This window comes from Bacillus sp. TH19 (assembly GCF_016651075.1).
In the GTDB taxonomy this organism is placed as follows: domain Bacteria; phylum Bacillota; class Bacilli; order Bacillales; family Bacillaceae_G; genus Bacillus_A; species Bacillus_A mycoides.
This window is the reverse complement of the sequence record NZ_JAEKEO010000007.1, coordinates 459,841-473,637: the sequence shown is the minus strand read 5'-3', so window position 1 is coordinate 473,637 and position 13,797 is coordinate 459,841. Positions and strand designations below refer to the sequence as shown.

Below are 13,797 nucleotides of genomic sequence, written 5' to 3'. Positions count from 1 at the left end.
CCTAATAAAAGGTAAACGAGCTCATGTAATTACTTAACTCGAAGCACTTTTCGGTCAAGTTATACAATCAGCTCGTTTATTAATTACGTTTCTTATTTATGCTCCGCTAACCATTCAGCTACTTTTTTCGCATCTTCACCTTGAATAATTCCTGGTGACATTGAACCGCGGCCTTTTTCAATAATCTTTTCAATCTCTGCTGCATCATATTTCTGTCCTACTTTTCGTAAATCTGGTCCAGTTGCTCCTGATAAATCTTTAGCGTGACAACCTATACAACTTTTTTGGTAAATTTGCTCTGCGCTATCTGTGCTTGCAGATTGTTTTGATGGTTTACTCTCTTCTTTATTTCCACATGCTCCTAAAGCAAAAACGACTGACGTCCCCAGCGTAATAGCCAACAATTTCTTTTTCACTTCTATCGCTCCCCATTGTTGATATTCTTTTCATTCATAACTAGGCAATAGTTTTCATAACACATTCAATATTCATTATAAGCATTATCTTTATATAGAAAAACTAAGGTGTATTTCATATTTTTCACAAATATAGTGAGAAGCCTAATAAAATAAGCTTTCATAAATTGTTTCAATTCTGTGAACACCTTAGAAAGTTCTATAAAGAGCCTTTTTCTCCAATCAAAACTGAGAAATTCTATATAAAGTCCTACTCTATTACCACTTTGTTTTACTATTCTCTACCTTTTACAAAACAATATACGGCATTGTATTCTACATATAATCTCATCAAAAAGAGAAGTTGTCGTTTCCAACTTCTCTTCCTCTTTATTTCATCAATATAAATAAGATAAGCCTCTTTATATCCTCTTGGACCTCAGCATGTGCCAACAATTCTGTTGGCTTTTTCTCTTATTAAATACGAGAACGTAAATACGCATCAATAAACGGATTAATTTCTCCATCCATAACTGCTTGTACGTTACCAACTTCTGTATTTGTACGATGGTCTTTCACAAGAGAATACGGGTGGAATACGTAAGAACGGATTTGGCTTCCCCATCCAATTTCTTTTTGCTCTCCGCGAATCTCATCTAATTGTGCTTGTTGTTCTTCTAATTTCTTTTGATATAATTTCGCTTTTAGCATTTTCATCGCATGCTCACGGTTTTTAATTTGAGAACGCTCTGACTGACATGTTACAACCGTGTTTGTCGGTAGATGAGTTATACGAACTGCTGAATCTGTCGTATTAACGTGCTGTCCACCTGCACCACTTGCACGATACGTATCTATTTTCAAATCTTCTGTACGCACTTCAATTTCAACTTCATCATTGAATTCAGGTACAACTTCACAAGATACGAACGATGTATGACGACGACCTGAAGAATCGAACGGTGAAATACGTACAAGACGATGTACACCTTTCTCCGCTTTTAAGTAACCGTAAGCGTTATGACCTTTAATTAATAATGTAACACTCTTAATACCAGCTTCATCGCCCGGTAAGTAGTCAACCGTCTCTACTTTAAACCTACGTTTTTCAGCCCAGCGCGTGTACATACGTAATAACATAGAACCCCAGTCTTGTGACTCTGTTCCACCTGCACCTGGGTGTAATTCTAAAATAGCGTTATTTTTATCATAAGGATCGCTTAATAGTAACTGCAGCTCGTACTCATTCATTTCTTGAATTAAAGTTTTCACTTCTGATTCTAGTTCCTCATGTAAATCTTCATCATACTCTTCTTTAAGTAAGTCATGCGTCATTTCTAAGTTTTCGAACGTCTCATCTAACTGACGGAACCTTCCAACCATATCTTTCAGCGCATTCGCTTCATTAATTACAGCTTGTGCGCCTTGTTGGTCATCCCAAAATCCTGCGCCCATCATCGTTTCTTCTAATTCTGCAATTTGTTTTTCCTTAGTAGGAAGGTCAAAGAGACCCCCTAAAAGCCGCTAATCTCTTAGCCATTTTTTCTAATTCTTGCCTAATTTCTACTAATTCCATTTCCTTCACCTCTATGTAATTGCTGTTACTTTCATATGAAAACAAGGGAAACTCTCTCCACTTATTACGGAGAGAGTTTAAACCTTTTCATTATACATTTTTGATGTAAAAGTTTGCAAAGCAGCCTGAACTACAGTTCCCTATTACTGCCCAATGCCACAACAGTTTTTATATTTCTTGCCACTACCGCATTTACATAAATCGTTGCGTCCCATTTGGTCACCTTTTACAACCGGTTTTTTCTTCGCGTCCTCGCCATCGCTTGATGGATGAACAGCTTCACCTTGAACAACTTCTTGACGCTCTAAGTTTTGCTCAATTTCAGCTTTCATAATGTAACGAGAGATTTCCTCTTCAATAGAAGCGATCATCGACTCGAACATTGCGAATCCTTCCATTTGGTATTCACGAAGTGGATCGATTTGTCCGTAAGCACGTAAATGAATACCTTCACGAAGGTGATCCATTGCATCGATATGATCTGTCCATTTCGTATCTACAACACGGAATACAACAACCTTTTCGAATTCACGCGTCTGCTCTTCAGGTAGAAGCTTCTCTCTTTCGTTATAACGCTCTAATAATTTCGCGATAATTGATTCGCTCATTTCTTCTGGAGCAAGGCGACGTAACTCTTCTTCTTTTACATCTCCTTCTTCAAGAAGGTTTGTATTTAAGTAATCGACAAGACCTTTAATGCTCCAATCTTCTTCGATTTCTTCTTGCGTATGAAGTGCAACAGCACGTTCTATCGTAGATTTCATCATACCTTCAATAATACTGCGTAAGTTCTCTGAATCCATTACTTCTTGACGCTGTTTATAAATTACTTCACGTTGTTGACGAAGTACATCGTCGTATTGCAATAGCTGCTTACGTGCATCATAGTTATTTCCTTCCACACGTTTTTGTGCAGATTCTACAGCACGAGAAACCATTTTACTTTCGATTGGCTGTGAATCATCCATACCAAGACGATCCATCATCGCTTTCATATTGTCAGAACCAAAGCGGCGCATTAGTTCATCTTCCATTGATAAGTAGAACTGTGTTACACCAGGGTCCCCTTGACGACCAGAACGACCACGTAACTGATTATCAATACGACGGCTTTCGTGACGCTCTGTACCGATAACTGCTAGACCGACGTTTCTAATATCCTCGCCTAACTTAATATCCGTACCACGACCAGCCATATTCGTCGCAATTGTTACAGCGCCTTTCATACCAGCTTCTGCAATGATATCTGCTTCACGCGCATGGTTTTTTGCATTTAAGATATTATGACGTACACCTTTACGTGTTAACATTTTTGAAATAAGCTCTGACGTTTCAATTGCAACTGTACCAACAAGAATAGGTTGCCCTTGCTTATGACGAGTTACAATATCCTCAACAACTGCATTGAATTTACCTTCCATTGATTTGAAGATTAAATCAGCACGATCATCACGAATAATATCTTTATTCGTTGGAATTACGATAACATTCATATTGTAAATACTACGGAATTCTTCTTCTTCCGTTTTCGCTGTACCAGTCATACCAGATAATTTTTCGTACATACGGAAGTAGTTTTGGAACGTAATTGTTGCAAGCGTCATACTTTCATTTTGAATTTCTACGCCTTCTTTTGCTTCAATAGCTTGATGTAAACCTTCGCTATAACGACGACCTTTCATAAGACGACCAGTGAATTGGTCTACGATTACGATTTCGCCTTCTTGTACAACATAATCTGTATCAAGGTGCATAACAACGTGTGCACGAAGCGCCTGATTAATATGGTGAAGAAGTGCTACATGTTTTAAATCGAATAAGTTATCGATATGGAAAGCTTTCTCAGCTTTCGTAATACCATCTTCTGTTAACATTACATTTTTCGTTTTCACATCAAATGAATATTCTTTTTCATTTTCTAATGTACGAACGAATGCATTTGCAAACATGTATAGCTCTGCTGATTTTTGAGCTTGTCCCGAAATAATAAGCGGCGTACGTGCTTCATCGACTAAAATAGAATCGACTTCATCGATGATAGCAAAATTAAGTGGACGCTGAACGCACTGCTCTCTATATAACACCATGTTGTCACGTAAGTAATCGAATCCAAGCTCGTTATTTGTGCTATACGTAATATCAGCAGCATAAGCAGCTTGTTTCTCTTCACGTGACATACTATTTAAGTTAATCCCTACAGTTAGGCCAAGGAACTCATGAAGTTGTCCCATTTCGCTCGCATCACGTTGCGCTAAATATTCATTGACTGTAACAACGTGAACACCTTTTCCTGTTAATGCGTTTAAATATACAGGTAAAGTAGATGTTAACGTTTTACCTTCACCTGTTTTCATCTCAGAGATATTTCCTTCATGTAAGGCGATACCACCCATTAGCTGTACGCCATATGGACGCATTCCAAGAACACGATTCGCTGCTTCACGAACAACCGCAAAAGCTTCAGGAAGTAGATCATCTACTGTCTCACCTTTTGTTAGACGTTCTTTAAATTCAATCGTCTTTCCTTTTAATTGTTCATCAGTTAGCGGCTTAATAGATGATTCTAATGCATCAATTTGCTCCACTGTCTTCTGCATACGTTTAATTTGGCGTTGGTTGACATCAAATACCTTTTTTAAAATACCGATCATAGGAAATACGCTCCTCTTTTATTAAAATAAAACTTCCGATTGCTTTCTTTTTCTCTTTACAATCAGTCGTTATAAAAATCAAATTTATGTTATGCCAATTTTTCTCCTAATTTAAAAAGCTAAAATGTATAAACCTAATGATAATTGTAACACTTGTCTTATAACTATGACAACAATCGTCCAAATGTCGAGCCGTAGATTCAGAAAAAGTTTTTATTTTATTTTATTTCTTCCAACAAACTACTATCTCTTCGTTACAAATTTTGTATTAAATCTAAGTAGTATTCTTTCAAGTTCTCTTTTAAAGAAGATGGCTCAATTATTTTTATAGTTTTACCAAAACTAGCTAGATATGAAATGAAAGAAATAGATCCGAATTTCACGTATAAAGAAAGCCAAGAACATTATATTACCCATTCCGTTTTACAAATTGGCACTAATAAAATTATGATTGCAGAACAGGCAGTGGATTCCACACGCCCTTGGCAATTAAGTAATAGCTCATCATTATGCATTCAATCTAAAGATTTCCAAACCATTGAAGTACTTTATCACAATCTAATTCAACATGATGAGCTTTATATTTTAACACCTTTTGAAAAAAACTCCTTCAGCCCTGGTTACGCCATTGTGCGAGATCCTTTTGGAATAGTAATACAATTGACCGTTACAAAACATGACTTCTAAATTTTATTACGAATAAGCCATTTAAATTCATATCAATATTACAAGATAGGAAGGCAAAAACATATAAAAAAAGCGCAGCCATTTCGGCTGCGCTTTTGAATGATTATTTAGTTTCGATTAAACCATATTTCCCGTCTTTACGGCCATATACAACATTAGTTTCATTTGTATCAGCATTTGTGAAGACGAAGAAACTATGTCCTAGCATATCCATTTGCAAGATCGCTTCTTCAACGTCCATCGGTTTTAAATCGAATCGTTTTGTACGTACAAGTTCTAATTCATCCTCTTCTACCGCATCCAGAACAGCTACTGCTTCCGGAAGGATAAAGTTAGTTTTCACAGAACCTTTCTCACGTAATTTACGGTTTACTTTTGTTTTATGTTTACGAATTTGTCGCTCAATTTTATCAACTACTAAATCAATCGCAGCGTACATATCGCTATTTGTTTCTTCTGCACGAAGTAATAAATCTGTAAATGGAATTGTTACCTCGATACGTTGCTTGTCAGAGTATACTTTTAAATTAACCTTAATCTCTGGGAATGTATCAAAATAACGCTCTAATTTACTTAGTTTTTTCTCTACATATTCCTTTAATGCTGGAGTTACTTCAATATTTTCACCACGAATGTTGAATTTCATAGATGAATTCCTCCTTTCAAGCCTATGTACTATAATTTCGACCTTGGCTTAAAAACTCCTTCTAATTTTTTTAAAAAATTAGTGGAATTGCGATTTTTTTATCGTTTTTTGTTGAAATGAAAAGATGCATCGTTTCTATCTTTATTTTATCCTATTAACATCGTGAATAACGAATGTAACTGTGGACAATTAGTTACAGAAAAGAAACAACTTTTTGACAACTCCTCTAAAACAAAAAAGCCCTTGTTACGAACAAGAGCTTTCGCCATCTATATAATGCTGCTAAAAATACAGCTCTATCTTTTCCAAAAACTTAATTTTTACAGTTTCACAACATTAGCCGCTTGTGGCCCACGTGCTCCATCAACAATATCAAACTCCACTTGTTGACCTTCTTCTAACGACTTATACCCATCTTGTTGAATAGCAGAAAAATGAACAAACACATCGTCACCATCTTCACGCTCAATAAACCCAAATCCCTTTTCTGCATTGAACCATTTTACTCGTCCTTGCATGTTCATTCCATTCCCTTCACTCTTAAAATCAGGGCATTCGCCCCATATTCTGACTATAGCGAATGACAAGACTGTAAGTCAAAGAAGACCTGTCGTCTTTTTATTACTCCTTTCGACATTCACATATTAACCTCTACAAAGCGTCAAACAAGAAACCTCTCTCGCTCCTCGATCATACAAAAGGCTTCCAATTTGCCTAACAGTAATTCCTGTCGTATACACATCATCCACGATTAAAACGTGTTGCTCATGAAACATCTCTTCTCCCTGAAAATAAAAAGGATTAACTCCCGATATCCTTTCTTTACGCTTCTTCTTACTTTGTTTTTCTGTTTCTATTCTTCTTAATGATGTACAAAACATTTTGATAGGCAAACAAGAAGCTAGTAACTCCGCTTGATTAAAACCACGCTCGTATTCTCGCTCTTCACTAAGAGGAACCGGAATGGCAACTGAAACATTCGCAAAATATTTTTGAAAAAGACTTCGAAAAGGCTGATGAAAAATATGCACTAATTCAGCATCTCCTCGAAATTTAAACTGTGCTAATATTTCTTTCATCCCTTCATCATACACATGCAACGAACGATTTATGAGAGACGGAAACCCCTGCTCGTTCGTCCACCTTATGCAGTCCATACAAATATCCCCATTTTTATATTCAGCTGGTACAAGTTCTAAAGGCCGACCACACTCCTTGCAAATATCTCCTATAATATAGGAAAGTTTTTGCTCACATCTATCACATATATACTTTTTATGAAGCTTAACAAAAAAAGTGTACCAACTAATCGCATATGAAATATACTCATCACAAAGTAGACAATGCATCAATCTATCAATCCTTGTTCTTTAGCATTCTTATTCATACTTTGAATATGTTTTTTCGCACGAACCATCGCCTCTGTCTTTCCATAATGAAAATAGATAACATCTCCATGCGGTTCATCAGAGCTTCTGCCAGCACGCCCTGCAATTTGAACGAGAGCACTTTCTGAAAATATTTCTTCCTCAGCTCCTAAAACTGCAACTTGCAAATTTTTAACAGTTACTCCTCGTTCCAAAATCGTCGTTGTAACTAATAAAGGGATTTCTCCTTTTCTGAAAGCTGCTACCTTCTCTTTTCTCGCCGGATCTTCTGCATGCACACCGTCAATTTGATTGTTTAATGATTTTAATAACTGGCTAATTTCTTCTACATATCGCACATGAGGAACAAATAAAAAAATGGGGTATCGTTTCGATAAGTACAGATTTAACCATTGTAATAAAGCACGAGGAATTTTTTTACGTATAAGACCCTTTTTCCAATTTCCGCACCACTGAAATATCGGAACTGGCAATGGATGACGATGGTATCGCCCTGAAATAATAACCCCTTTTTGCTTACCACTTCGCAACTTACGCTTCCACTTTTCATCTGGAGTTGCAGTTAAATAAATACGTGCTGCCTTCTCTTTCATCGCTTCGTTTACTGCATACTGCAACATCTTATCTGCATGATATGGAAAAGCATCTATCTCATCTACAATCATGACATGGAACGCCCTATAATAACGTAACAATTGATGTGTAGTTGCAACGATTAACGCCGCATCTTTTTCTCGGTCTAAACTCCCTCCGTATAAAGCAGCTACATTTATATTTGGAAACACTTCTTGTAATCTTGGTGCTAATTCAAGTACAACGTCCGTTCTCGGCGTTGCAATACAAACTCTTTCTCCCTTTTGTAGTGCCTCTGCAATTCCGCGAAACAACATTTCTGTTTTTCCAGCCCCGCACACTGCCCAAATAAAAAATGATTCTTTCTGCTTAACAGCGTCAACGACACTTTGCGCAGCTAACTCCTGACCGTCAGACAAAACGCCTTCCCACTGTAACGGATTCAAATAACTTTCTCCGCTTATTTCAGCAATCCCGCGAACAAGTACAGTACATTCACTTACCCTGCCCATCGTTATACATTTCCGGCAATACGTACATACTTCATTGCACCTTTTACATAGCAATGATACAAATAGTCGCTGCTCTATATTTCCGCAGCGCTGACACATATATTTTGAAGACTTCTTAATTACCCCTTGTACACAAACGACGTCTCGATTCCTTTTCAGATGATCCAATTTATTCTGTAAATCTGAAGAGAGTTCTTCTAACAGTAACTGTCTACCAGCTAACATCATCAATAGCCACCTCCAGCACTACTATAAATCCTTCTCTTTATCTCGTAAAAACTCAAAAAAGCCGATAACCTACTTATAAAATAGTAAGCTATCGACTTTATACACGTTTTTTATTCAATTATAAATCCTATAATCTACCGTAACCTAAGAAATGTTTTTGGTTGTAGCTACTGCTTAAGCTAGCGTAAGCAATCCCTTTATCACCTGCATGAATCATCTGGTCGTTACCAACGTAAATACCGATGTGCGATGGACCTGCTTTATAAGTACCTTGGAAGAATACTAAATCTCCAGGTTGTGGGCTACTTACTTTCGAAACTGAGTTCCAGTAACCTGCAACGTCTTGACGACCTACACCATAAATGTAAGAAATAAATCCACTACAGTCAAAACCACCGTTTGATGGAGATGCACTTCCCCAAACATATGGCTTACCTAAGTATTGTTGCGCTTTACCAATTACGCCAGGAGCCGGAGTTGGACCTGGTGCTGGCTCTGGTTTTTTGTTTTCTTGTTTAGGCTCTTCTTTTTTAGGCTCTTCTTTTTTAGGTTCTTCTTTTTTAGGTTCTTCTTTTTGAGCTTGTCCAGCATTGTTTGCTGGTGCAGCTTGTTCTGCAGGCGCTTGCGCTGGTGCAGCTTGTTGAGCTTGTGCTTCTTTAGCAGCTTGTTCTGCTTGTTTTTGAGCAGCAGCTTCTTGTGCAGCTTTTTCTTGCGCTTCTTTTTCAGCGATTTGTTGTAATTTTAATGCCTGTTGTTCAAGCTCTTTCAATTGACCTTCCGTACTTGTCATTGTAGTTACAACTGTATCCATTTTACCGCTTAAATCGTTTACTGCTGTTGCTTTTTTCTCTTTTTCAACGTCAAGTTCTTTCTTAGCAGTTTCAATTTGAGCTTGTGCTTCTTTTAATTCTTTTTGTTTTTCTTTTACTGTCTCAACATCTTTTTTCACGTTCGTTTGATCTTCTTGTTGTGTTTTCATGATATCTTCGTCAGATTCCATAATTTTAGACACAGAAGCTAAACGATCAACTAAATCTGCAACGTTTTTAGAGTTTACAAGAACTTCTGTTACAATGTTCGTATTTGGCTGTTCTTGTAGTGCAACTAAACGTTTTCTTAATAACTCTTCACGTTTTGCAATCTTTGTTTGTAGTTCTGCAATATCTTTATTTTTATTTTCGATTAATTGCTCAGTATCAGAAACTTTTTTTGTTGTTTCATCAAGTTTTGAAGCGTTCTCTTGAACAGACTTATCCAAACCTTGGATTGTTTTGTTTAAGTCATTCATTTGTTTTTGTAATTCATCACGTTCTTGTTGTTGTTTATGTAAAGTATCATTTTGTGTGTTAATTTGTGATTTCACGTCAGAAATTTTATCTTCTGCAAATACATTTGGTGTTAGCCCTGAAAACATTAACCCTGCAACTAATGCGCAAGATGCCATTTTTAGCTTTTTCATTTTATTTTTTACACCGCTTTCTTTTTTCTTTTTTTCATTTTCCGTATATAACCTATTAAAATTTATACCATAATTCGGGAGTTTTTTTGCTAATGTTACGGTTTTGTAAAATAAATGTAATATTACATTTATCTCTATAGCAAAGTATATCTAAATTTGTATATATATGTAGAATTTCAAGAGCCTTACACCGTTTTTTATAGGATTGAAAAAAAACGTAAGGGAACCCCTTACGTTTTGAAAATACTCCAATATGAATGAAATAGAAACGTTACTTCATCCATTTTTCAGCCCAATTTTGGACCTCATCCATAACACTTTCCAACGCTTTCCCTTTATCAGTTACACCGTACTCGATTCTAACTGGTACTTCTGGATAAACATTACGAACTACAATACCTTCGCCTTCTAATTCCTTTAAACGTTCTGACAACATACGATCGCTCATATTCGGTATAATATCTGCGATTTCTCTGAAACGTTTCGGCTCTTCGAGCAAAGATTTAATAATTAAGCCAGTCCATTTCTTACTAAGCATTGTAAAAGCTGACTCAAACTTTGGACATAAACAAGAATTATGCTCCATATGTTTCACCTCTCTTCTATTATAATATAGTTTCTTGTAAAAAGTAAGTAATAAAACTTTCCTCATTATTTAATTTTACATACATTTTACCATTTCCAAATATTAACTTGTCAAATACCCGTAAAATACCCGTAAAAAAACCCTCTTCAAGTAAGAGAGCTTTTATATCTTTATCACTTCGTATACCAACCTAAACCAAGCGCACCTTCACCTAAATGCGTCCCAATTACAGCTCCGAAATAACTCGTACGAATTGTAACATGAGGGTATATCTCTTCTAATTCTTGTTTCCATTCATTAGCTTCCTCTTCACGATTCGCATGAATAATAACAGCTTCCATAGGCACACCTTTATTTGCCTGCTCATCAAAGATTTCAACGATACGCTTTAACGCTTTTTTACGCGTACGAATTTTTTCGAATGGAATAATTACTTTATCTCTAAAGTATAATACTGGTTTTACTTGTAACAAACTACCAATAAAAGCTTGTGCACTATTTAATCTTCCACCACGTTGTAAATGATGTAAATCATCCACTACAAAATAAGCATCCATCGTTTGCTTCATTTCATCAAAGCGAGCGATAATCTCTTCTGGGGCTTTCCCTTCACTTACTAATTTTGCCCCTTCACGCACGTAAAACCCTTGTACTTCACAACTAATTTCAGAGTCGTACGTATATACATCAATACCATCTACCATCTGTCCAGCTGCCGTTGCTGTTTGATATGTACCACTAATTCCACTGGAAAGGTGAATGCTAATAACTGCATCATATTCTTTAGATAACTCTTCATATAACTCTAAAAACTTTCCAATTGCTGGTTGCGAAGTTTTCGGAAGTTCCTCTTGTTCACGTACTTTTATATAAAAATCATTTGCTGAAACTTCAGCCTCTTCTTGATAAGATTCCGTTCCAAACACAACGTTTAATGGAATCATATATATATTGAGTTCGTCACGAATATGCTTCGGTATATATGCTGTACTATCGGTAACAATAGCTGTTTTCATTTTCGTACCTGCCTTATAAAAAATTTTTATCCCCTAATTTTACACGAAAACTAGAAAAGGTGCATCCATACATAAAAATGCCGGCTAGAAACTACAATCACTCGCTCGACAAATTACAACAAAAAGATAAAATACTCACCAAAAATTTCAACATATTTGTAAAAAATGTTTGAATATAAAAACGCTCGCTTTTAAAATGTAAAGTACTAGTTATTTTGAAAGATAGGGGCGTATACCATTGTTATTACAATATTTAACAATAAAAGGCTATGGAGAGCACGAAATTGTGATTCAAAAATCAAGATTCATTTGCTATGTGAATCGCGCCACAACGGAAGAGGAAGCTCAAACATTTATACAAAAAATAAAAAAACAGCATTGGAATGCAACACATAATTGTTCCGCATATTTAATCGGCGAACAAGATCAAATTCAAAAAGCGAACGATGACGGTGAACCGAGCGGCACAGCTGGTGTGCCTATGTTAGAGGTATTAAAAAAACGAGGTCTAAAAGATACTGTCGTCGTCGTTACGCGCTATTTTGGCGGCATTAAACTTGGTGCTGGTGGATTAATTCGCGCATATGGAAAATGTACAAGTGAAGGTCTTAACCATGTAGGCGTTGTTGAACGAAAACTAATGCGCGTTATGCAAACAGAAATTGATTACACTTTACTTGGCAAAGTTGAAAATGAATTACGCAATTCAGAATATGCTATTAAAGATATACATTATCTAGAAAATGTCACATTTGATGCGTATGTAGAAGAGGACAAAAGACAACCATTCACAGATTGGATGATTGAATTAACAAACGGGAAGTGTACAATTAAAGAAGGAGATATGTTGTACTTAGAACAAGGCGTTGTCTAAGAATAGCTAACGTCTCGCCTTTAAAGATTAATGTAGTGAATTAATTCCCTACAAATGAACTAAGGAGATTATATATGGAAGAACGTTATAATCATCTCCAAAATAGCAGAATAAAAAAGAAACGTAGAAGAAAACTTTTCATCTTTCTTATTTTCGCATTTTTATTTGGTAGCGTAGGACTTTATATGTTAAATTCCTACACTTCTCTCATGGGGATGTACAGTGGATTTAGCCGTGAAAAATCTAAATTACGAGCAGAAGATGTGGAAATCACAAAAAAACCTTTCACAATACTAATTATGGGTATTGAGGATTACGCAACAGATGGTCAAAACGGCCGAACAGATTCACTCATGTTCGCGACAGTTAATCCAAACTCAAAAAAGGTTTCACTTATGAGTATCCCACGCGATTCTCGTGTTAAGATTGTTGGCAAAAATAAAGAAGACAAAATTAACGCTGCCCATGCTTACGGTGGAGAAAAAATGGCAATCGACACCGTCGAAGAGTTTTTAAAAGTTCCTGTTGATCATTATATTAAAATTGATTTCCAAGGATTTAAAGGTATCGTTGATGCTGTTGACGGTATTACCGTTGATGTCCCCTTCGATTTCTGGGAACGCTCTGACGTGGATTACTATAAAAAAATCCAATTTAAACAAGGTCAACAGAACTTAAATGGTGAAGAAGCACTCGCATACGTCCGTATGCGAAAGCAAGATCCTAACGGTGATTATGGTCGAGCCGCTAGACAAAGACAAGTACTGGCTGCTGTTGCCCAAAAGCTAAACTCTGCTTCTACCGTATTTAAAATTAAAGATTTAACAAAGGTAGTTGGAAAATATATAAAAACCGATATTCCTATTTCAGACGGACTTGCTCTTTACAATAAAATCTCTGGATTCGATCCTTCTACAATACAAACGTTAAAACTTGAAGGAGAAGACAGAAAAATTGGCGGTATTTATTACTTCCTTCCAGATCCAATCAGTGTAGAGACTGCACGTAACGAAATTGAAAAGGAAATAGGAGAAAAAGCAAAAGTTCCAACAGAGACTACGAAAAATGAGAATACAAATTCCGATTCAAATTCTAACTCCAGCGCAAAAGCAAAGAAAGAGCCGAGTGAGAACAAAACACCACCTCCTCCCCCTTCTACAAATGCTCATGCAGAGTGGATTATGAGGAATCATGAATAAAAAAAGA

General features: G+C 36.3%; 13 protein-coding genes and 1 pseudogene. 3 read left to right on the top strand and 11 right to left on the bottom strand.

The features are described 5' to 3' along the window. Positions 1-92 precede the first annotated feature (92 nt). The 4 genes and pseudogenes from cccB to JFU54_RS29685 all read right to left on the bottom strand — a co-directional run. Positions 93-416, bottom strand: a complete 324-nt coding sequence (gene cccB / locus JFU54_RS06025; RefSeq protein ID WP_002016129.1) for a cytochrome c551 — start codon at positions 414-416, stop codon at positions 93-95. A gap of 456 nt (positions 417-872) precedes the next feature. Further along, positions 873-1,971, bottom strand: a protein-coding gene (prfB, locus tag JFU54_RS06020) for a peptide chain release factor 2 (protein ID WP_100248371.1) whose coding sequence is annotated in 2 segments (ribosomal slippage) — positions 873-1,898 and positions 1,900-1,971 — 1,098 coding nt in all. Because the reading frame shifts where the segments join, the coding sequence is not laid out codon by codon here. Positions 1,972-2,114: 143 nt separating this feature from the next. Then, positions 2,115-4,622, bottom strand: a complete 2,508-nt coding sequence (gene secA / locus JFU54_RS06015; protein ID WP_201063968.1) for a preprotein translocase subunit SecA — start codon at positions 4,620-4,622, stop codon at positions 2,115-2,117. Positions 4,623-4,876: 254 nt separating this feature from the next. Next, positions 4,877-4,981 (bottom strand): annotated as a pseudogene (locus tag JFU54_RS29685) (helix-turn-helix transcriptional regulator); the annotation flags it as partial. On the opposite strand from JFU54_RS29685, the gene JFU54_RS06010 reads away from it, so the two are divergent. Then, positions 4,941-5,309, top strand: coding sequence for a VOC family protein (locus tag JFU54_RS06010; RefSeq protein ID WP_307838306.1), 369 nt, complete (start codon positions 4,941-4,943; stop codon positions 5,307-5,309). The pseudogene JFU54_RS29685 and the gene JFU54_RS06010 overlap by 41 nt on opposite strands. Before the next feature lie 103 nt (positions 5,310-5,412). Here JFU54_RS06010 and hpf read toward each other — a convergent pair whose 3' ends face one another. From hpf to JFU54_RS05975, 7 genes are all read right to left on the bottom strand, one after another. Continuing rightward, positions 5,413-5,955, bottom strand: a complete 543-nt coding sequence (gene hpf / locus JFU54_RS06005) for a ribosome hibernation-promoting factor, HPF/YfiA family (RefSeq protein ID WP_002034758.1) — start codon at positions 5,953-5,955, stop codon at positions 5,413-5,415. 320 nt (positions 5,956-6,275) lie between these two features. After that, entirely contained in the window at positions 6,276-6,473 is a 198-nt protein-coding gene (cspC, locus tag JFU54_RS06000; protein ID WP_001990088.1) for a cold shock protein CspC, read from the bottom strand. A 126-nt stretch (positions 6,474-6,599) separates the two neighbouring features. Continuing rightward, complete coding sequence (locus tag JFU54_RS05995) at positions 6,600-7,304, bottom strand: ComFC family protein (protein WP_002129929.1); 705 nt, start codon at positions 7,302-7,304, stop codon at positions 6,600-6,602. Further along, positions 7,304-8,653, bottom strand: a complete 1,350-nt coding sequence (comFA, locus tag JFU54_RS05990; protein WP_193652142.1) for an ATP-dependent helicase ComFA — start codon at positions 8,651-8,653, stop codon at positions 7,304-7,306. The genes JFU54_RS05995 and comFA overlap by 1 nt, the downstream gene beginning before the upstream one ends. A gap of 130 nt (positions 8,654-8,783) precedes the next feature. Further along, positions 8,784-10,115: a C40 family peptidase gene (locus tag JFU54_RS05985; protein WP_207192601.1), complete on the bottom strand. Its 1,332-nt coding sequence runs from the start codon at positions 10,113-10,115 to the stop codon at positions 8,784-8,786. 271 nt (positions 10,116-10,386) lie between these two features. Next, complete coding sequence (locus tag JFU54_RS05980) at positions 10,387-10,701, bottom strand: winged helix-turn-helix transcriptional regulator (RefSeq protein WP_002089608.1); 315 nt, start codon at positions 10,699-10,701, stop codon at positions 10,387-10,389. 173 nt (positions 10,702-10,874) lie between these two features. Then, positions 10,875-11,717, bottom strand: coding sequence for a DegV family protein (locus JFU54_RS05975; protein WP_002016143.1), 843 nt, complete (start codon positions 11,715-11,717; stop codon positions 10,875-10,877). 238 nt (positions 11,718-11,955) lie between these two features. Between JFU54_RS05975 and JFU54_RS05970 the strand changes: the two genes are divergently transcribed. Both JFU54_RS05970 and JFU54_RS05965 read left to right on the top strand, forming a co-directional pair. Then, the gene (locus tag JFU54_RS05970) at positions 11,956-12,591 is read left to right on the top strand and encodes a YigZ family protein (RefSeq protein WP_002143754.1); all 636 of its coding nucleotides are present in this window, start codon (positions 11,956-11,958) and stop codon (positions 12,589-12,591) included. Between the two features lie 74 nt (positions 12,592-12,665). Next, a complete protein-coding gene (locus tag JFU54_RS05965; RefSeq protein ID WP_201063964.1) occupies positions 12,666-13,790 on the top strand; it encodes an LCP family protein in 1,125 nt (374 codons plus the stop codon). Positions 13,791-13,797: the final 7 nt, after the last annotated feature.

Excerpts from the sequence above, each read along its gene's own strand:
- secA (WP_201063968.1), bottom strand. The coding sequence starts at position 4,622 with ATGATCGGTATTTTAAAAAAGGTATTTGATGTCAACCAACGCCAAATT.
- hpf (WP_002034758.1), bottom strand. The coding sequence starts at position 5,955 with ATGAAATTCAACATTCGTGGTGAAAATATTGAAGTAACTCCAGCATTA.
- cspC (WP_001990088.1), bottom strand. The coding sequence starts at position 6,473 with ATGCAAGGACGAGTAAAATGGTTCAATGCAGAAAAGGGATTTGGGTTT.
- JFU54_RS05995 (WP_002129929.1), bottom strand. The coding sequence starts at position 7,304 with ATGCATTGTCTACTTTGTGATGAGTATATTTCATATGCGATTAGTTGG.
- comFA (WP_193652142.1), bottom strand. The coding sequence starts at position 8,653 with ATGTTAGCTGGTAGACAGTTACTGTTAGAAGAACTCTCTTCAGATTTA.
- JFU54_RS05985 (WP_207192601.1), bottom strand. The coding sequence starts at position 10,115 with ATGAAAAAGCTAAAAATGGCATCTTGCGCATTAGTTGCAGGGTTAATG.
- JFU54_RS05980 (WP_002089608.1), bottom strand. The coding sequence starts at position 10,701 with ATGGAGCATAATTCTTGTTTATGTCCAAAGTTTGAGTCAGCTTTTACA.
- JFU54_RS05975 (WP_002016143.1), bottom strand. The coding sequence starts at position 11,717 with ATGAAAACAGCTATTGTTACCGATAGTACAGCATATATACCGAAGCAT.
- JFU54_RS05965 (WP_201063964.1), top strand. The coding sequence starts at position 12,666 with ATGGAAGAACGTTATAATCATCTCCAAAATAGCAGAATAAAAAAGAAA.